16 protein-coding genes are annotated in these 19933 nt (G+C 45.0%); 3 read left to right on the top strand and 13 right to left on the bottom strand.

Annotated elements, in window-relative coordinates:
• Positions 1-5: 5 nt before the first annotated feature.
• From C9I99_RS23560 to fdrA, 7 genes are all read right to left on the bottom strand, one after another.
• Positions 6-1469, bottom strand: coding sequence for an allantoin transporter (locus tag C9I99_RS23560; RefSeq protein ID WP_107351271.1), 1464 nt, complete (start codon positions 1467-1469; stop codon positions 6-8).
• A 312-nt stretch (positions 1470-1781) separates the two neighbouring features.
• Entirely contained in the window at positions 1782-3032 is a 1251-nt protein-coding gene (locus C9I99_RS23555) for an MFS transporter (protein WP_107351270.1), read from the bottom strand.
• Between the two features lie 15 nt (positions 3033-3047).
• On the bottom strand, positions 3048-4274 hold the full coding sequence (gene allC / locus C9I99_RS23550) for an allantoate deiminase (protein ID WP_107351269.1): 1227 nt from the start codon (positions 4272-4274) through the stop codon (positions 3048-3050).
• 101 nt (positions 4275-4375) lie between these two features.
• Positions 4376-5425: an ureidoglycolate dehydrogenase gene (allD, locus tag C9I99_RS23545; protein ID WP_107351268.1), complete on the bottom strand. Its 1050-nt coding sequence runs from the start codon at positions 5423-5425 to the stop codon at positions 4376-4378.
• 162 nt (positions 5426-5587) lie between these two features.
• Positions 5588-6403, bottom strand: coding sequence for an oxamate carbamoyltransferase subunit AllH family protein (locus C9I99_RS23540; RefSeq protein WP_166645400.1), 816 nt, complete (start codon positions 6401-6403; stop codon positions 5588-5590).
• A gap of 48 nt (positions 6404-6451) precedes the next feature.
• Positions 6452-7717, bottom strand: coding sequence for a YlbE family protein (locus C9I99_RS23535; protein ID WP_107351266.1), 1266 nt, complete (start codon positions 7715-7717; stop codon positions 6452-6454).
• Positions 7718-7729: 12 nt separating this feature from the next.
• Positions 7730-9391, bottom strand: coding sequence for an acyl-CoA synthetase FdrA (fdrA, locus tag C9I99_RS23530; RefSeq protein WP_107351265.1), 1662 nt, complete (start codon positions 9389-9391; stop codon positions 7730-7732).
• Between the two features lie 358 nt (positions 9392-9749).
• On the opposite strand from fdrA, the gene allS reads away from it, so the two are divergent.
• A complete protein-coding gene (gene allS / locus C9I99_RS23525; RefSeq protein WP_107351264.1) occupies positions 9750-10676 on the top strand; it encodes an HTH-type transcriptional activator AllS in 927 nt (308 codons plus the stop codon).
• On the opposite strand, the gene C9I99_RS23520 is transcribed toward allS, so the two are convergent.
• Positions 10665-11606, bottom strand: coding sequence for a carbamate kinase (locus C9I99_RS23520; RefSeq protein WP_107351263.1), 942 nt, complete (start codon positions 11604-11606; stop codon positions 10665-10667). The two genes, allS and C9I99_RS23520, sit on opposite strands and share 12 nt — an antisense overlap.
• A 311-nt stretch (positions 11607-11917) precedes the next feature.
• Here C9I99_RS23520 and allE point away from each other — a divergent pair, with 311 nt between their 5' ends.
• A complete protein-coding gene (allE, locus tag C9I99_RS23515; protein WP_107351262.1) occupies positions 11918-12706 on the top strand; it encodes a (S)-ureidoglycine aminohydrolase in 789 nt (262 codons plus the stop codon).
• 251 nt (positions 12707-12957) lie between these two features.
• On the top strand, positions 12958-14187 hold the full coding sequence (locus C9I99_RS23510) for a pyridoxal-phosphate-dependent aminotransferase family protein (protein ID WP_107351261.1): 1230 nt from the start codon (positions 12958-12960) through the stop codon (positions 14185-14187).
• Between the two features lie 90 nt (positions 14188-14277).
• On the opposite strand, the gene C9I99_RS23505 is transcribed toward C9I99_RS23510, so the two are convergent.
• The 5 genes from C9I99_RS23505 to C9I99_RS23485 all read right to left on the bottom strand — a co-directional run bounded on the left by C9I99_RS23505 (position 14278) and on the right by C9I99_RS23485 (position 19561).
• On the bottom strand, positions 14278-15417 hold the full coding sequence (locus C9I99_RS23505; RefSeq protein ID WP_107351260.1) for a glycerate kinase family protein: 1140 nt from the start codon (positions 15415-15417) through the stop codon (positions 14278-14280).
• A gap of 69 nt (positions 15418-15486) precedes the next feature.
• On the bottom strand, positions 15487-16374 hold the full coding sequence (locus C9I99_RS23500) for a 2-hydroxy-3-oxopropionate reductase (protein ID WP_107351259.1): 888 nt from the start codon (positions 16372-16374) through the stop codon (positions 15487-15489).
• Positions 16375-16391: 17 nt separating this feature from the next.
• Entirely contained in the window at positions 16392-17174 is a 783-nt protein-coding gene (gene hyi / locus C9I99_RS23495; RefSeq protein ID WP_107351258.1) for a hydroxypyruvate isomerase, read from the bottom strand.
• Positions 17175-17264: 90 nt separating this feature from the next.
• Positions 17265-19004, bottom strand: a complete 1740-nt coding sequence (gene gcl, locus C9I99_RS23490) for a glyoxylate carboligase (protein ID WP_107351257.1) — start codon at positions 19002-19004, stop codon at positions 17265-17267.
• A gap of 71 nt (positions 19005-19075) precedes the next feature.
• Positions 19076-19561, bottom strand: coding sequence for an ureidoglycolate lyase (locus C9I99_RS23485; RefSeq protein ID WP_107351256.1), 486 nt, complete (start codon positions 19559-19561; stop codon positions 19076-19078).
• Positions 19562-19933: the final 372 nt, after the last annotated feature.

Below are 19933 nucleotides of genomic sequence, written 5' to 3'. Positions count from 1 at the left end.
TCGGATTATCGGAACGAAAGGTAAAGACCTGGATTACGTTTTTCATCAAGTTTCATCAAGCCAACATAAGTCACAAAGGCAACAATTACGCCGGTGAACCAAGACACACTATTTAAAGCACTTAACGACGGAATATACTGGCCCCCTAAGGAGAGTATGCAGGCAAAGATCGTGGCGTAGAACGCGATAAAATTGACGCCATTTTTGTAGTAATTAAAACTATCTTCGGATACGTATAGTGAATCCAATTTTATTCTCTGCTTCATAATAATGAAGTAGTGCCCAAGCATTACCCCAATCACTGGGCCAAGGATACCTCCGATGGTATTGAGGAATAGGAAAATACTTTCCTGACTTTCCATCAGTTTCCACGGACAGATAATCACACTGATCACCCCGGCGATCATGACACCTTGACGATAAGTAAGGCGAGGGAATACAGCTACAAGCTGGTAGCCGGCAGGAATAATATTACCCGTCGCATTGGTTGATATCGTCGTCATCAAGACAACCGTACCGGCAAAGATCACCAAAAATAAGCTGTCCCATTTGGCGATAATGTCTAGCACATTCCAGGTATCGGTTTCAAAATGGATACTGGCGCCGGCCAGTACGCAAACACTTGAAATAGCGAACAACAGGTAGGCGACCATTAGGCCACTAAGCTGACCTACTGCTTGATCACGAAAACTACGCGCATTTTGAGTGAAATCTGAAGCACTCACTGCTGGCGCAGCCCACACAGCAACAATCGCATTGATCACAATGAGGAACTCAAAGAAACCAGCATCCTGCTGTTGTACCTTAGCCGGAACATAAGCGAGTATACTTTCAAAGCCCACCAAATATACTGCCCAAATAGCCATCCCACCGAAGACTAGGTAGATACAAGGATTAAGGATGGCTGTAAAGCGATTAAGGATAGCGCCTCCACCGAGGCCAATAAGCATATTGATGACCCAAAACGCGAGAAAGGCAATCAGCCCTGGAGCGGAGATACCGAACAAGGACCAGTCTCCACCAATCGTGAGAAACTCGGGCCAAATCTTGGCAATAATAATGAGTAAAGCGATAGAGCCTGCGTAGTTTTGTAAGCCAAACCACATAATCGCAGCAATACCGCCACGCAGGACCCCAGGAAACAGTGCGCCTTTAACCCCGTATGAAGCCCGAAGGAGCATAGAAAAAGGGATTCCGTATTTTGACCCCGGCGCACCATTGAGGATCATTGCCAACGCAATAACAGCACCACTTAACAAAATTGCGGCCATAATACCGGCGGTGCTAAGACCAAGCATAAAAAACCCACCAACAGCGACGTAATTAGGTACGTTATGCACCGATCCCTGCCATAGCGTGAAATAATTTAATGCTCGCCATGTTCTCTTTTCTGTCGGCTTAGGTAATAAATCACTGTTATACCCCCGAGATCGATATTCATCGATTAATTCCTTTGTTATATCACTCATTGTGTTTCCCTTATTATTGGATAGCAATTCGTTTTGTCTGGAAAACTATACAGCGAGGTGTTATGTTTGTATTCGAAAGGAACCACACAAAAAACAATATTTTTATTATTTTGTTGATCACAGCATGATTATTTAATCTGCTTTTACAATTTTAACAATGAGATCCTTATTCAAATATTCACTAATTAAAAACCTGCTTATCTATTTATAGACAAATTTATAATCACGCCATACTGATTAAATCTAAAAATAAATAAAACACAAAAAAAGCCAGCTAACAATGTTAGCTGGCTTTTTCCGTTATGCTTAGGATTAGGCGGTTTGCACTTCTGGCTTAGTCCTTGCCCTCAAGTTAATAATAATGAAGAATAATGCCCCAGCAACCAACAATCCCGCAGAAAGATAGAAGCCAATGGCTTTAGAGCCTGTTATATCTGAGATAAAGCCTGTCAACGGTGGAGCTATAATTGACGACGACATACCTGATAAGTTAAAGATAGCCAGAGCTCGTGCCATTCTTATTTTCGGTGCACGCTCTGTCACATAAGAGATCAGAATAGGGTCTAGAGCCATCTTGCCGAGGAATCCATAAACAACCAGGCTAATCATCAAAGCCGTGGTGTTCGGGGATAGCACCGTAAAGGCCAGCATTAGGCCACCGGCAATTTCCAGCGCGACAACCAACTTAATCATTTGCGACTTAAACTTATCTGCCAGCGAGCTAAAGAACAGCGCGCCAGGAACAGCGACCATGGCGACCAGAGCAGATGCTCCACCAATCGCAACACCTTCAAACCCACGCTCTGTCTGTAAGTAACTCGGTAGCCAAGTTACAATCATGTAGTAGCCATAACACGTACAGAAATATAGGAAATATACCGCAATCAGTTCCGGGCTAAGTAAAGAAGAGCCTTGCTGATCGACCTCTGTGGACACTGAGTCTTCTTTTTTGGACTCGACTGAGGCCTGTGCCTTTTTATGGGGTTTGATCATCATTGCGAATATAATAAGCATGACGAAAATGATAGCCGCAGAAATATAGAGTACGTTATTCCATGCCATCCCCATGTTCTTAACCAGAACACTGGATCCAATAAGGCCGATCCCCATACCAACCGCTGAGCCACTGTTCACGATTGCAGAAGCAAATGCACGGCGCTCGGGGGGGACATATTCGCCAGACAATGAGTATGCAGAGCAGAAAAAAGAAGCACAACCCAATCCAGACAGCAATGAACCAGCGTATACCATATTGATTGAAGGCGCATTGGCAATAACCAGTGTACCGACAGTAAATAAACTGAAACCGCATAGCAGCGTCAGTTTCTGCCCCATTTTTTCAACAACAATAGAAGCCGGTATTTGACCACCACAATAAGCTGCAAAGTAAAATGTGGCAATAAGACCTATCTGTGTATCACTAATATCACCAAGAGCAGACTGAATTTCAGGATAAATCGGCGTAAGTACCGTTCGATAAATCCAAATGGCTACCCAACCAAAGCAAAGTATTACGACAAGTTTTTTCCAGTATTCAACACCGGACTGATTATTAATTTCCATATTAATTTCCGTGTATTATTTGTAAGCTAGTTCATAAAGCACGTTGATCAGTGCTTCGACACCAACGGTAAGATCATCAAGGTTGGTTTTTTCTGCCGGGTTATGACTAATACCAGCAATACTCGGAATAAAGATCATTCCTGTAGGAATGCGAGGGGCGAAGATCTGCGAGTCATGTCCCGCACCACTGTGCATTCGCATATAATTCTTACCTTGCGACTCAAACGTCGTATCAATGAGATCGACCAATGTTGGATCCATCGGGATAGGTTCTTCGTCCATAAACAGATCAACATCGATTTCAATGTCCATCTCGGCACAAATTTGCTTCATGTCGGCAATGATCTGATCGCTGAAGCTTAGTAGTTGCTCCTTATCGGTATGGCGACAATCCATGCTGAATACAATATCACCCGGCACCACATTAACGGTATTTGGCTTAGGAGAAACTTTACCGAAGGTCAATACCAACGGATCACCGACAGCTTTTGCTTTATCAATCGATTGACTACAAATTTTGCTGAAAGCATAGACCGTATCTTTACGGTAGCCCATCGGTGTCGTTCCTGCATGATTGGCTTCACCTTTGAGGGTAATATTGTAGCGACGCTGACCAGCAATACTGGTGACGACACCTAGTTGCTTACCCTCAGTTTCTAGCACTTTGCCTTGCTCAATATGCAATTCGACAAACGCTTTGATATCTTTTCTGACTGTACGATCTGTTGCAAAGTCAAAACCGCACTTTTTCATTGCTTCAACAAAGTTGACACCCTTGTTATCGGTCAAATCTTTCACTGCATCATTATCAGCAATCCCGACAATGTTCTTACTTCCCCAGAATACATAAGGGAAGCGGCTGCCTTCTTCTTCAGCCAAAGAAACGACTTCAAGAGTCCGCTTTGGCGAACCATGCTTATCTTTTAAGTATTGCATGGCAATAAAAGCAGCCTCAATCCCAAACTGACCATCGAGATTACCGCCATTTACGACAGTATCAATATGCGAACCAGACATAATCACCTGATCCGGAAACTCAGTGCCTTCCAAGCGTCCGTATATATTGCCCACATCATCTGAATAAGCCTGCAAGCCGCTTTTTTCAAATAAATCTAAGAAAGTATTTTGTGCTGATAACCACTCTTCAGTGTACAGTAGACGCGTCATACCCGCCCCTTCTTGGTAACCATATTGAGTGATTTTTTTCGACGTTTCTTCTACCTTTGTTTTTAATAGCTCCATCTTTTCATTCCTTATTTTGTTTCAAAATATGTATTTATGACAGGCTGTTCATAACGGTACAGGTGCTTAATGAGAGTTCTTTTTTGTATTATTTTTTCTGCTTACCCATTAAATGCAGATTTATGATCGTAGGAGTTGATGTATATTTTATCCGAACGCAAATACTCATAAACATCATCGATAATGTCTATTCCATTTTCTTTTGATTTTGCTTCAATTAGATCACTATTTTGACCTGGATATAATACCTTATCAAAGCCTGGGGCTGGACGAATATCACCTAATTCCTGCATAGTTTGAGAAATCGATTCAATGAAGTATTCTTTTGTTGTGAAAAATTCGGGGTTAATCACAATATGTAACTGTCCTAAATTTCGCCCTTCCGTTAAATCATCGTACATTGAACTGACGTTTTTACCGAAAGGCAGACCCAGCATCACGCCAGAAAGAATATCAACCATCATCATCAGACCGTATCCCTTAGGTCCAGCAATAGGTAATAGTGCTCGCACAGCATGAGGGTCAGAGGTCGGGTTTCCTGTGCTATCTACCGCCCAAGTATCAGGAATTGATTGGTTACGAGATCGTGCATCCAGCACCTTACCCCAAGCCTGTATTGTGGTCGCCATATCAAAGTTAATTGTCTTACCATCAGGGCCAGGCGCTGAAAAAGCGATTGGGTTCGTACCATAGTAAACCTCACTACCACCGAATGGGACAACCATAGGATCTGATTGGCACATTGAAATCGCAATAAAGCCCTGCTCAGCTGCGTATTTGGTAAAATAGCCCAATGCACCACTATGGCTCATCCGCTTCACACCAATAACAGCGACACCTTTCGACTTTGCCATATCAACTGCTTTATCCATGGCGTTCTTTGCAATGACATGGCCAGCACCATTATCACCATCGTAAAGTGCACTACAGGGGCCTGTTTCTTCGTAAGTAAATTGAGGATTCGCGTTTATACCTCCTTTCGATATGCGCTCAGAATAATACTCAACCCGAACAGCACCATGTGAGTGCACGCCACGCTCATCTGCAAAAACAAGGACATCTGCAACAATATCAGCATGTTCATCAGATAAACCGGCTTGTTTGATTTTATTTTTAATTAACTGATGAAGCTGCTCACTTGAAAGATTCATAATGTACTCCATGATAAATATTTAATTTCACGGGCTAATAGGTTTATTTTATTTCTTTATAAACCTATAGTAGCTTAAGAAATATATTATTTTGTGATCTATAAACACTCAATTAAACTTCATGATTTTTTCTGTTTATCTGTAAATAATCATTAAAAGGTTTTATATAGTGTTTATGACTTTTTGTAAGTTTAAGAACAACCATATTCCCAGTAATGTATCAGCACCAGAATAGTGGCCATGCTCTAGAAGCCGGGAAGCATAGTAACTAAAATTATTCGGACTGGCGTTTATTAGGTCTAGTAATGCTACTGAAAAATAGCCGTTTCTTGCTTGTTCTAGATAGCCAGCACTCACTGATGTTGTCCAATAATCTAGATCTAACGATAGGGGCAACAACTTATGCGCTTTTTCTTTTAAGTCGTGTTGGCTATAAGCGCAGGCTAACATGCCAACCAACATATCATCATGGCTAGGCGTTAATCCTGGCCCCGCCCCAACAATACCTTTCCAGCATGGTGTTTTCCCATCAAACCATTGGTACAGCTGAGCCAATATTGGATAAAAAGATGTCTTATCTTCGTCCTTTATAATTTCCAACAATGAGCCATATAACCCCGTTTCCTTTTCTTGTTTACTCAGGAAATCCGTCAGCGCCACCAAGGAAATAGAGGATCCCCCCAACGCTTTTAGCCATACTCCATTTCCCCCCTTTCGCAGATGTAAATCGTTAACTATCATGCCATGACTAACCAAACGAATATTGCCTGTCGCCGGTACTAATGTACTGAGTTGATTAAACACCTGGGCTGATACTGACCAGCCAGAGGGGCTCATCCCCGCATCGCTGCGGTGTAGGGTCAAGACCTTGTTATCTTCAGTCAGAAAATTAATCGCCTTACTGCCGCTGCCAGCAAAACGCAATTCACCTTGCTTAGACGGCGCTGATAAACTGTAGGCTAACGCTTCATTGATCATTTCATCCTCGGCTTGATCAAGGCAGCCATCAGGCCGCCTCCACATGATTTACTTGGCCTCAAAGCCCATCTCTTGAGCCAAGGCTTCTAAGGCTTTTTCAAAACATGCTAATGGTGCCCTTACCGTACCAGCCCCAATTTGCCCAATACCGGCTTCCTTGTGGGCAATGCCTGTATTGATAACAGGTGTAATCCCAGTTTCAACCACATGTCGTACGTCGAGTCCCAAGCATGCCCCCTGGAAATTCCAAGAAGGAATTTGTAGCAAAGAGTTTTGCTCGACAAAGATCTCAGACATTTCTTCAGAAACATCCAACGCAACATCAACGCCGCCAACACCGACAAAGCGAGTAACGCCTGGTGCAGCGACCATCGCAGCGCCACCGACACCGTAAGTTTCAGTAATGGCACTATCACCAACATCTGTATTTGCCTGCTCTTGGGAGTAACCGGTGAAATACAAACCTTCAGGTGTGTTGACTGGCGCAGTAAACCATTGGTCGCCTAGCCCACTGACTCGAATACCAAAATCCTTACCATTACGTGTCATTGCGGTAACAATAGAGCCGGCCTTTACCGTCGCACCAGCATCCATTGCACACTTACAAAATGCCATTGCCAAATTGAGGAAGAATTGATCGGTAATACTGAGGAAGTTAAATACCCTCTTCATCACATCCTTGCTGGTATCGACAGCGGCAATACTCGGCGCAAGCGTTCTCAATAGTAATGAGGAGGTAGCGATGTTACGTTGGTGAAATTCATCCCCCATGGTAATGCCTTGAGCCATGATAGCCCCTAAATCAACCCCACCATCGGTATGTTTCAGCGTATCTTTTAGCACCGGCATCAACTCTTCACGCATCCAATGCAGACGTTGCTGGACCTCGTCACCGTAAGCGCCAAAGCGCATTACTTTACCGATACCTTCATTCATATTGCAGTAAGCGAAATTACCGTCGGCTTTATTTTCAACCACAATCACTGGCATGTTTGCTGATGTAATGCCACCCATAGGACCGACAGCATTATGGTGATGGCAAGGACTGAATTTAACCTCACCGCTCGCAAGCATAGTCATAGCATCGGTGTCTGATGTTGCCCAACCTTCGTATAAACAAGCACTGACACAGGCGCCTTGCATCGGCCCAGTCATTTCTTCCCATTGGATCTGAGGGCCTGCATGCAGTAAATGTTTACCTTCAGCCAACCACGAGATCACTTCCCCCGCAGAGGCGACATCAACCCAAAATGGACGCGCTGATTTCACTTTTTCCAGTACGGCGGTGTTGGCTTCATTAATTGATGAATACATATCTTTGCTTCCCTATTGCATTTGCTTTAAAAGACTGGCTAATTTTGAGTTTCCGCCCGCGATGGGGGCCCACTGATAATGCACAACAGGCGTAGACGCAGATTGCAAATCATCAGCAAAGCTACGCAAACCTGCATTCACCACCTTGACCCCATCCAGTAAAGAAGGTCGTTCATTAACAGCCTCTATTCCTTGTTGTGTAATTAACGCTTCTGATAACAGCACGGCCTCTTCCAGCGTGCTAACGACGGCGACCCCTGCATCAACTAGCGTGTCAATTTGCTTCGAGCGTTGCTGAGGATCGTCTTGGGTACCCGTCACTGTCGCAATAACATGCAGTGGGCTTTGCCGCTTGGATTTCACACTTTCAACCGCGTCTATAAGAGCTGCGGCTGGATCTGCTGTCGCGCCATAACCGATCACAACATCAAGCAGTAGGACGCCAACACTTTCTTCAACAGCACGTTTCTCGATTTCTAAGGTACGGGTTGTGGGGTCGATCATCGGGTGAGGACGTCCCACCGTATAATGATCATCACCGAGGTCGATGATGAGATGACCGCCATCGTTAAGCATGACACCTTGGTGATGGGCATCATCGACTTTGAGGCCTAACTGCTCCGCAGTAAGCATCGCCGCCTCAGCAGCCAGCGTACCACCGGTATACAGACCAAGAATATTTTTACCGACAGTGTGGTTGCACCCTGGAACGTATTGACGGACGTTGGCTAACATCGCAGCAAGCCTACCGGCTTCAGCAAGGCTGTTGGCAAAAAAGACATTGCCATCGCGAGGTTTATCTTGGCGTGTACCCAGAAATAGAGCGACAACGGGTTTACTCATTTCCTTCATTGCTTGAATAACAACTAGCTCAACTTCCGGTGCCGGGGGTTTAGAAACAAACGCAACAACTTCAGTTTCCTGGTCACTCTCCATCATTCTCAGTGCGCTCAATGCACTTGCACCACCAACTTCCGCCGACAAGTCACGACCGCCTAAACCAAGTGCATGTGTGATCCCCTGGCCGGCCAAACAAACTTGCGAAGCAAGCTCCTGAATACCGGTACCTGAAGCGCCGACAATGCTTATTGGCCCTTTCGGTAATACGTTAGCAAAAGCGAGTGGAGAGCCCGCCACCATGGCGGTACCGCAGTCAGGCCCCATAACCAGCAGTCCTTTTTTAGCCGCTTTCTTTTTCAACGCAACTTCCGATTCAACCGACACATTGTCTGAAAACATCATCACATTGAGATCATGATTTAGTGCCTCGTCAGCTAAATCGGCGGCATAATCTCCAGCCACTGAGATTAAAGCCAAATTGGCCTCCGGCTGTTTTACCAGTGCGGTTTGCCAGCGACGAACCACTTCAAGCCGTTGCCCTCCTGCAGAAGCCTGCGCAACCGATGCAAGGGCATCATTTAATTGCTGCGCGATCTCTTCTGATACATCGCCACTATCAGCCGTTGGCCTAATCGCGACACATATATCGTTTGGTGTCGCATCGTCAAACAGCGGGTGCCATAATCCTGTTGACTCCAGCAAGGACTTATTGGCAGGTGTCCCCATCATTACAGACACTTCTTCGACATCACTGCCATTACTTAATTGCCTTGATATCAGCATCAGGCTCACTGAATCCTGAAAAGAACCTTTTTTTATAAATGCTTGGATCATGTATGACCACCTTTCAATCCCAAAATAAATAACGATGAGGAAGCTATTTATTACTTCTCGCTTCCCTGTCTTGAATTAAAGATTAAGGTAGTAATAGATATAAAATATTGAGCAATATCACACACAAAATATTGTTATAATATTTTCATAAATGCGCTGATTATCGTTCAATCTTTATTTATTAAATTTTGTGGAAAACTTCATTCATTAAGAGTTTTTATATAATTAACAAGCCATTTTAAAAAATCATTTCCTTACACTTACTTTTAATTGCTTTATCAATATTGGACTTCGATCAATTTTTTTCCTGCCATATTCTTTTATAAAACAGGACTAACTATACATTCAAGGAATACCTATGCTGGACAGGGAAACCATCCGTTCTTTCATGAAAGTGGCTGAACATGCCAACTTTTCAAAAGCGGCTGAAGAGTTACATAAAACACCGGCTGCCATCAGCTATCGAATAAAGGTATTGGAGGACGCTGTCGATACACAGCTTTTTATTCGTACAACAAGAAGTGTCAACCTCACTGAAGCTGGCGAGCACTTACTTAGTCAGTGTCAAAAGTGGCTTGATTGGATGGAGAGTATGCCTGATGAGCTGCGCCAAATTGCCGATGGTGTTGAACGATATATTAATATCGTGGTTAATAACCTACTCTTTGACGAGCATGCTGTATCCCAGCTTATACTTGCATTACATGAAGCTTTCCCCTTTACCCAGATAAATATATCCAGTGCGGTATATATGGGAGTATGGGATGACCTGTTGAATAATGACTACCACTTCGCAATCGGTGTTCCGGGTCTCGATACTATTGATAATGCAGTGAAACTACGTCCTTTAGGCAAAATGAGCTGGAGCTTTACCCTGGCGCCCAACCACCCACTTGCCGCACGCAACATGCCACTCAAAGAGTCGCAGCTCAGACATCACCCAGCGATTAATATTGAGGATAGTTCGCAGCATATCAACAAACGTACTGCTTGGCTGTTACGAGATCAGAAAGAAATTAAGGTACCTGACTTATCGACCAAAGTAGCCTGCCATAAGAACGGGGCTGGTATTGGTTTTCTGCCAAAAAACCTCGCTAAACCTTTGATTGAAGAGGGGCTATTAATTGAGAAAGAAGTGCAGTGGAGCCGCACTCCGTCTCCACTTTCTATTGGTTGGCGTCAAGACTCAACCGGTGAAGTGACCCAGTGGATTATAGAGCTATTCAAAAATGACGATCCCATAATCCAAGGGTTCTTAAAAAATATCGACCAACTAACTCACTAAGACATCTTCGGGGACAACTGTGCATGCCGGTCTGACACATGTCCCCTTTTCACCCACTAAAATTTGCTCTACGTCCTGCAAGGCACCAATGAAAGCAATTTGCCCTGTCCGCTCCACAAATTGAATAACGGCTTCTGCTTTCGGTCCCATTGCGCCATCAGGTGCCGCAAAAGGACGCATTTGGCTAACAGTGACATCCCTCAGTGCTTTTTGATTAGGCGTACCCCAATCTTGATAAACGGCATCAGCATCAGTAAGGATCATCAAATAATCAGCGCCAATTTGCTCGGCAAGCATTGCAGCGACAGAGTCTTTATCTATCACCGCTTCCACACCACGATATCCAACCTCCTGTTGCACCACAGGCATTCCACCGCCGCCACAGCATACAACTGTTTTACCCTGGTCCAACAGGCTTACAATTGTGCTTGCTTCAATAACTTGAACTGGTTTTGGTGAAGCAACCACACGACGGATATATTGACCATCTAGTTTCATTTTCCATCCAAATTGCTCTTCTAGTTTAGTCCTGTCTTGTGGTGAATATACCGGCCCAATATATTTTGTTGGATCAGAAAAAGCAGGATCGGATGCTGACACTTCAACCCGGGTTAACAGGCATGATACATCACTCATACCTTGTTCTGTTAATGAATGCATGAGCATATAGCCCAGCATACCTTGCGTTTGAGCCACTAAATTATCGAGCGGATAAACCGGCACCTCGTTGTAGGCCGAATTCTGTAGTGCCAGTAAACCAACTTGCGGCCCGTTGCCATGCACGATGGTGACATCATAGTCTTGCTCAAGTTGCTTAATGAGTACGGCAGCCTTGTCTATATTACGTTGTTGATTTTCTGCCGATAACACTTCACCACGTTTGAGCATGGCATTACCGCCCAACGCAATAACAATTCTTTTTTTATTCATGACACACCTATTTAATATATACCCTGCGGGATGCTAAATACTTAAAATCACATTCAAGCTTGTATATATAAAATATTAACGACTCTATTTTATGTCTAGCCTATATGTGTAATTCACCTCTTTATAAAACATTTTTATTTAATTCTGACATCAGCATACAATTAAACCTTTAAGTGGAAATTGAGTTACCGTGATCACACTTTTAGTCTCTTTTTTAGTTAATATTTATTGACCAACACAGCTTCTGGTAATAGGGCCCCAAAAACTTCCTTCCGGGCCCGCTTTTTTAGGTGATAGATTCGAGGTACAAGATGGGCTACTTAAACAACAATACGGGATACATTAATGATTTACTGGCAACACGCGCAGTAATTAAAAAGAACAACTTTGCAATTCTTCCACCAGATGGGTTAGTTAAAAATATTCTACCTGGTTTTGAAAATTGCGATCTGACTATCCTGTCATCACCACAACTAGGTGCCAGTTTTATTGATTATCTAGTTACCCTTCATGATGGCGGCAACAATCGTAGCGGGTTTGGTGGAGAAGAAATTGAAACTTTTTTCTATGTCATTGCCGGACAAGTCGCTGTCGAAGCTGATGGCCAACGTCATACGCTCACCGCAGGTGGCTATATTTACTGTCCTCCGGGAGCACTATTATTCATCGAGAATGCCAACCAAGGCGAAGATAGCCAGGCATTCTTGTATAAGCGTAAATACCAACCAATCGCAGGTTACCAGCCTCACTTAATCGTTAACCACCGCGATAATCTAGAGAAAGTCCACTATGAAGGCATGGAGAATGTCATTGTTGAGGACTTGCTACCGAAAGAGTTAGGTTTTGACATGAACTTTCATGTACTGACTTTTGAGCCAGGAGCTTGCCATGGCTATATCGAGACACATGTTCAAGAGCACGGTGCTTATATTCTCAGCGGTGAAGGTGTCTATAACCTAGACAACAATTGGATCCCTGTGAAAAAAGGCGATTACCTCTTCATGGCAGCCTACGTTCCCCAAGCCTGCTACGCAACAGGGAGAGGTGAGCCACTTAGCTATATATACTCCAAAGACTGTAACCGAGATATTTCACTATAAATCGCCATAACTACTAAACACTACGTGTAACATCGCCTTTCGAAGCGTCGGTCCGTACTTGCGCTTCTTTTTTTAATCATAAATTGATTATCAAAACTTTTTATAGAAAAACAATTCTTCCACTTATATCAATGTTCTCATAGCATCAATCCCTATATCCTCAGGTTAAGTGCCGCTGTCATGCGACTGACCAATACTTTCAACTATCGCATAGCAAAGCCGAAAGAATAAGTTCAAGGAGCCCGCAATCAATGACGATTAACAATGAACTGTTTGAAACCCTCAATCCACCACAGCGCTTGCTGATGGGGCCAGGTCCAATCAACGCCTACCCTCGAGTCTATCAAGCGATATCCAGCCAGCTCATCGGCCAGTATGATCCGGTGATGACGGAATACATGCGTCAAACCCAGCAGCTATACCGCCAAGTCTTTCATACCCAAAACCCTGAAACGTTACTTATCGATGGTACGGCAAGGGCCGGTATTGAAGCGGTTTTGGTGTCTATTCTTCAGCCCGGTGACAAAGTTTTGATCCCTGTTATTGGACGCTTTGGCCACTTACTGTGCGAAATAGCCCAGCGCACCGGTGCCGAGATCACCACCATTGATGTTGAATGGGGCAAGGTCTGTGATCCTCAGCAAGTCGAGGATGCCATCAAACGGGTCAAACCTAAATTACTGGCCACCGTTCAGGGCGATACGTCAACGACAATGAATCAGCCACTGGCTGCAATTGGTGAAATTTGCCAGCGTCATGATGTGCTGTTCTATTGTGACGCAACCGCTTCCGTTGCCGGTAATGATCTTTTTGTTGATGACTGGCATCTTGACGCCGTTTCCGTCGGCCTCCAGAAGTGCTTGGGTGGCCCATCAGGCAGCGCACCACTCACCCTGAGCCCTAAATTTGTCGAGCAGATAAATCGCCGTAAGCATGTTGAAAAAGGGATCCGCGATAATCACCATATTGATGGTGAAGAAGCGATGATCCAATCCAACTACTTTGATTTGCCTATGATCCTCGATTATTGGGGCGAAGAAAGACTGAACCATCATACCGAAGCGACCTCAATGCTGTACGCCGCGCGAGAATGTGCCCGTATCTATCTTGAGCAAGGGCCTGCGAATGTCATTGCGCGCCACAAGCAAGCGGGTGATGCAATGGCTGCCGGTCTACAAGCTATGGGCTTACAACTATTTGGCGATCAAGACTACAAGATGAACAATGTCGTTGGTGTCTATATTCCAAATAGGGTTGATGGAGAAAAAGTTCGCCAAGAATTATTAACTCGTTTCGGCATTGAGATTGGGACGTCATTCGGCCCGCTTCAAGGCAAAATATGGCGTATCGGTACGATGGGGTATAACGCCCGCCAAGAAGCCGTGCTTCATACACTAGCAGCACTTGAAGCTGTGCTGCATAAAAATAACGCTCAAATACATCTTGGCGCGTCAGTCGCTACTGCCATGGAGTATTACTGATTTCAGCAGCCACTCTTACTCTTCTGTAATAAAAAGTGCCACCTTTAGGTGGCACTTTGCATTTAAGTCATATCGAATGAATGTCTTGCCTTAATGAGACTGATTCACCATCATCCCAGCCACCTGAAAGGCTGTTAACGTTAGGTTTTCAGCACCACCAGCAAGGGCTTGGGATAAGGTGCACGGTTTAGACAAAATAGAGAAACATGCCACAATGCCCACTTGGCGTAATGCATCACAGCCATCGCCTAATGAACCGGCTAAAGCTATGGTCGGAATACCCATTGATTGAGCTAATTTGGCGACACCTGCCGGTGTCTTCCCACCCAATGTTTGCCCATCCACTCTCCCCTCACCGGTAATAACCCAGTCAGCGCCTTGCAGCTTTTCCGCGAGTGAGACTGTGTCCGAAACTATCGTGATCCCCGGCTTCAACTCAGCTTGCATAAACGCCAACAACGCAGCCCCCATCCCCCCTGCGGCTCCAGCACCAGGAACATTAACCACCTGACACCCTAACTTTTCGTCAATACAACCGGCATAACGAGCCAATGCCAGATCCAGTTGCTCAACAACATCAGGGGTGGCACCCTTTTGTGGGCCAAAAATGGCTGAAGCGCCGCGAACCCCAACCAATGGATTGTCAACATCACATGCAGCGACAACCTCAACTTTAGCAAGCCGAGGATCCAAGTCTTCCATATCAATGTCCGTGATACGTGACAACTGAGCGCCTCCATGGCCGATTGGATAGTGGTATTTATCGAGGAACCTAACACCAAGCGCCTGCATCATCCCAACTCCGCCATCATTGGTCGCACTGCCGCCAATCGCGACAATCAACCGTTTGGCCCCGGCATCTAGGGCCGCTGAAATCAACTGGCCAGTACCGAAACTTGTAGTCAGGCGAGGATCCCGCTGCTCAGAAGCTAATAGCTCTATCCCTGAGGCCCTCGCCATTTCAATTACGGCCGTTTCACCGTCACCAAGCATGCCGAACTGAGCGTCTACCTGCATATCCGGTAATGGCCCCATCACCTTCACAGTATGACGAAGCCCATTCGTCGCATCGACTAATGCATCCAACGTGCCTTCCCCACCATCTGCCATAGGCACACATACCACCTCACTGGATGGCAGACGTTGGGTAATACCTTTTTTTATCGCCCGACACACATCGGCCGCACTTAAACTTTCCTTGAATGAATCAGGGGCAATGACAATTTTCATCCACCATCTCCTTTTCTAAACACATCAGCAAAAACCACAACGGGCACCCCAAGGTGCCCGCTGATTGGATTAGCCTCGGATAGAGTGATTGCTCATGTGCTCAAGCGCTTTGATCATCGCAGAGTGATCCCATCCACTGCCATCAAGTGCGGCGCAGGTATTAAATAGCTCCTGCGCTGTTGCAGTGTTAGGTAGGTTAAGTTGCAGCTCACGCGCCCCAGTAAGAGCAAGGTTGAGATCTTTCTGATGTAACTGGATACGGAAGCCTGGATCAAACGTCCCTTTGACCATTCGCTCGCCGTGCACCTCGAGGATTTTCGATGAAGCAAAACCACCCATTAATGCCTCACGGATCTTGGCTGGGTTAGCGCCGGCTTTTGAAGCAAATAATAACGCTTCGCCTACGGCTTCAATGTTCAACGCCACTATAATTTGGTTGGCAACCTTACAAGTCTGGCCATCACCATTGCCACCAACGAGAGTGATATTCTGTCCCATCACGTCAAGTAGCGGCTTAACCTGTGCAAAGATGTCGTCACGCCCCCCCGCCATAATGGATAGCGTGCCCGCTTTTGCGCCGACTTCACCACCGGACACTGGCGCATCGACATACCACGCACCAAGAGCCTCTACTTTTTGGGCAAAGTCTTTCGTTGCCATTGGCGAGATAGAACTCATATCCACCACGACTTTACCCGCCGCAAGCCCCTTGGCGATACCAATATCAGAGAAAAGAACATCTTCAACCTGAGGGGTATCCGGTACCATTGTAATAATCACCTCAGCAGCTTCTGCAACCGCGGCAGGTGTTGGACAAGCGAAGCCTTTCTCTCCCAGTAATTCAGCGGGTGCTGGCTCAAAATGTTCAGAGAAGTACAAGGTATAACCTGCATCCTGCAGATTTTTTGCCATAGGTTTACCCATGATCCCTGTACCAATAAATCCAATATTTTTCATCCTATTCTCTCCCTTCCTTAAACTAGATTAAAATCTTTAAGCCAACCCAAGCCCGCCTGAGTACCATTCGCAGGAACGTACTCGCATCCAACCCAGCCGCTATAACCAATATTATCGAGATGAGCCAGCAAAAATGGGTAATTAAGCTCTCCCGTACCAGGCTCATGACGACCCGGATTATCGGCCAACTGGACATGACCAATTTGGTCCAGATTCGTTTCCAGCGTACGAGCAATATCACCTTCCATGATTTGCATGTGGTAGATGTCATATTGGTAACGAATATTGTCAGAACCGACATCTTCCAGTAACCCAAGGGCCATCCGAGTGTTGGATACAAAAAATTCTGGAATATCACGGGTGTTGATGGCTTCAACAACAAAAGCAATTCCTGCGGCTTCTAACTGTTCATTGGCAAACCGTAAGTTTTCGACAAGCACCCGATACGCATCATCATCTGTGACATGATCCGGCTTAATACCGACCAGGCAGTTTACCTGGCTGCAGCCTAATGCTTTTGCGTACTCGATTGCCTTGGGAACACCACAGCGAAACTCTTCAATCCGATCAGGATGGCACGCAATTCCCCGCTCACCAGCGGCCCAATCACCGGCAGGTAAATTAAATAACACTTGCTGCAAGCCGTTTGCTTCCAGCTTCGCTGCAATCTCAGTAGCAGGGAAGTCGTATGGGAAAAGGTATTCGACACCGCGGAAACCAGCCTCAGAAGCGGCTTGGAATCGGTCCATAAAATCAAGCTCAGTGAAAAGCATTGACAGGTTAGCTGCGAGTTTTGGCATAATTCATGCTCCTAGGCGCTGTGGCATTCCAGCCACAGCAAATTCGAAATAAATGATCAAAAGTGATTGATATGTATTAACTAGAAAGGCTTACAGGTCGACGGTATCTTCAAATTCCATCACCTTGTCGATATCAGGCCCCATCGCAATGTTGGTGACGCGCTCGGTCAATACCTCAACCACAACAGGCACTTTGTACTTCTGCAGCCATTCTTTCGCCTGCGCTAGCGCAGGGCCAATGTCTTGAGGCTGATCCACACGAATGGCCTTACAGCCAAGTCCTTCAACGACGCGCTTGTGATCGACACCGTATTCTTTCAATTCCGGCGCATTCTGGTTTTCAAAAGAGAGCTGAACACAGTAATCAATATCAAAGGCTCGCTGAGCCTGACGAATAAGGCCCAAATAGGCATTGTTGATTAGTACATGGATATACGGCAGATTGAACTGGGCACCCACCGCGAGTTCTTCAACGAGGAACTGGAAGTCATAGTCACCAGAAATGGCAACGACAGGCTTGGACGGATCGGCTTTTACCACCCCCAAGGCTGCAGGCATCGTCCAACCTAGTGGGCCAGCCTGACAAGCATTGATCCAGTGCCTTGGTTGGTGAACATGCAGAAACTGATTAGCTGCAATTTGCGCCAAACCGATCGTAGACACATACCTTGTCTCGGGGCCGAACGCTTTATTCATTTCGTGGTATATACGCTGTGGCTTTACAGGGGTACAATCAAAATCTTCACGTCGTAACATCGTACGCTTACGTTCAGCACAACTCGCCACCCATTCACTTCTATCTTTCAGATCACCGTTGGCTTTCATCTCTTGGGCCACTTCAATAAATACCGACAATGCATCGTGAGCATCGGAAGCAATACCAAGATCTGGTGAAAAGACGCGGCCAATTTGAGTTGGCTCAATATCAACATGAATAAACTTTCGCCCTTCGGTGTATGTATTCAGATCCCCTGTATGACGGTTCGCCCAGCGATTACCAATACCAAACACAAAATCTGACTCAAGGTAAGTGGCATTCCCGTAACGATGGTTTGCCTGACACCCCATTCTGCCGGTCATCAACGGGTGCTCATCTGATAATGTTCCCCACCCGCGCAGCGTTTGGATAACGGGCACATTGACCAATTCTGCAAACTCGCGCAGAAGTTCAGAAGCATTGGCATTGATGATCCCACCGCCAGCGACCAATACAGGCTTTTCAGCCTCGTTAAGCATGGCCAACGCTTTTTGAGCTTGAGCTTTTGTCGCCGATGTTTTGGCAGGGGTAATTGGCTCATAGAGATCAATATCAAACTCAATCTCAGTCATCTGTACATCAATCGGTAAATCCAACAGTACCGGACCAGGGCGACCAGAGCGCATTTCGTAAAACGCCTTCTGGAAAGTGCCTGGCATCTGGCCAGCTTCTCGAATTGTGACCGCCATTTTCGTTACAGGCTTGGCAATTGCTTCGATATCAACGGCCTGAAAGTCTTCTTTATGTAGCTTCGCAACAGGTGCTTGCCCGGTAATGCAGAGAATGGGAATCGAGTCTGCAGAGGCAGAATAGAGGCCAGTGATCATATCTGTACCCGCCGGACCTGACGTACCAATACATAGCCCAATGTTACCCGGCGCGGTGCGGGTATAACCTTCAGCCATATGAGAAGCACCTTCAACATGCCGTGCTAGCACATGGTCAATGCCACCTATTTTTTTCAGAGCTGCATACATAGGATTAATCGCGGCACCCGGGACACCAAATGCAGTATCCACACCTTCTTTTTTAAGAATTAATACTGCCGCTTCTATTGCTCGCATTCTCGCCATAATTTTTCTCCACCTAAAGATAGGGTAAGTTTTCTCACCCTAACCAAATAGGATTTAATTAAATTAAATATTTAAAAGCTGATGGTATAATTGGCAGATAATTTTTTGACAATACAATTATCTTCACCTGCTCGGTCAATCGTTAAAAAGTCTGTTTCTTGATTTTTTGCAAACAGTAAATAATGCCAGACATTACGATGGTAATTTACGCCTTGATTTCCATTGGTGATAAATGCACGTAATGTCGGCTCATCAATATCATCATCACCCTGAGCAACAATAACAATAAATCGCTCACCGTTTAATGGAAAGAAAGCCTGACTCCCTTTAGGATGTTTTTCCAGTAAGTCGAATGAGAGGCTGTTATCAAAGCCTGCGGCTCGAACAATACTAATCAATGGTGCAGCCGTATCTGACACATCAATAGCACCAAGACCATGAAAACGCTGGCCTGAGCGATCATTGATATAAAAAAATTCGGAGTTATCCGTTTCAATCACATCACCAAAAGGGGCAAATGCCTCTTTAGTGAGAGGCTCTACTGTTAATTCTCGCATAATTAAAGTCACCTAATATAATTGCCAAATTAATTTAAAGGGCTAACCGTTATTAAACGACTAACTATCAACCTCGGCATATTCCCTTCTCTGGGTATAATAAAAACAGAGATTAAGAGTAAAATACTTGAACTAGAGCACACTTTTTTTTCTCACCATATTTTTCAAACAATATAGGAATGATTAATAAAAATTTATTAATCATTTCATCCCGTTCTTATCATTTATTTTCTTAAAATCTTATATAAAATCAAAAAACTTTTAATACCGGATAATCACGAGGAATATGGAATAGAAACAGGTGAATAAACAAGCGTTATAAGTAATTTGAGTCGTTGGCGTTTTAAGCAAAAAAAAAGCCACCTGCGAAGG

The organism is Photobacterium lutimaris, from assembly GCF_003025555.1.
Classification (GTDB): domain Bacteria; phylum Pseudomonadota; class Gammaproteobacteria; order Enterobacterales; family Vibrionaceae; genus Photobacterium; species Photobacterium lutimaris.
The sequence above is the reverse complement of the archived record's forward strand: the minus strand, read 5'-3'. Positions and strand labels throughout refer to the sequence as shown.

Coding starts and splice junctions, on each gene's coding strand:
- C9I99_RS23560 (WP_107351271.1), bottom strand. CDS start 1,469: ATGAGTGATATAACAAAGGAATTAATCGATGAATATCGATCTCGGGGG.
- C9I99_RS23555 (WP_107351270.1), bottom strand. CDS start 3,032: ATGGAAATTAATAATCAGTCCGGTGTTGAATACTGGAAAAAACTTGTC.
- allC (WP_107351269.1), bottom strand. CDS start 4,274: ATGGAGCTATTAAAAACAAAGGTAGAAGAAACGTCGAAAAAAATCACT.
- allD (WP_107351268.1), bottom strand. CDS start 5,425: ATGAATCTTTCAAGTGAGCAGCTTCATCAGTTAATTAAAAATAAAATC.
- C9I99_RS23540 (WP_166645400.1), bottom strand. CDS start 6,403: ATGATCAATGAAGCGTTAGCCTACAGTTTATCAGCGCCGTCTAAGCAA.
- C9I99_RS23535 (WP_107351266.1), bottom strand. CDS start 7,717: ATGTATTCATCAATTAATGAAGCCAACACCGCCGTACTGGAAAAAGTG.
- fdrA (WP_107351265.1), bottom strand. CDS start 9,391: ATGATCCAAGCATTTATAAAAAAAGGTTCTTTTCAGGATTCAGTGAGC.
- allS (WP_107351264.1), top strand. CDS start 9,750: ATGCTGGACAGGGAAACCATCCGTTCTTTCATGAAAGTGGCTGAACAT.
- C9I99_RS23520 (WP_107351263.1), bottom strand. CDS start 11,606: ATGAATAAAAAAAGAATTGTTATTGCGTTGGGCGGTAATGCCATGCTC.
- allE (WP_107351262.1), top strand. CDS start 11,918: ATGGGCTACTTAAACAACAATACGGGATACATTAATGATTTACTGGCA.
- C9I99_RS23510 (WP_107351261.1), top strand. CDS start 12,958: ATGACGATTAACAATGAACTGTTTGAAACCCTCAATCCACCACAGCGC.
- C9I99_RS23505 (WP_107351260.1), bottom strand. CDS start 15,417: ATGAAAATTGTCATTGCCCCTGATTCATTCAAGGAAAGTTTAAGTGCG.
- C9I99_RS23500 (WP_107351259.1), bottom strand. CDS start 16,374: ATGAAAAATATTGGATTTATTGGTACAGGGATCATGGGTAAACCTATG.
- hyi (WP_107351258.1), bottom strand. CDS start 17,174: ATGCCAAAACTCGCAGCTAACCTGTCAATGCTTTTCACTGAGCTTGAT.
- gcl (WP_107351257.1), bottom strand. CDS start 19,004: ATGGCGAGAATGCGAGCAATAGAAGCGGCAGTATTAATTCTTAAAAAA.
- C9I99_RS23485 (WP_107351256.1), bottom strand. CDS start 19,561: ATGCGAGAATTAACAGTAGAGCCTCTCACTAAAGAGGCATTTGCCCCT.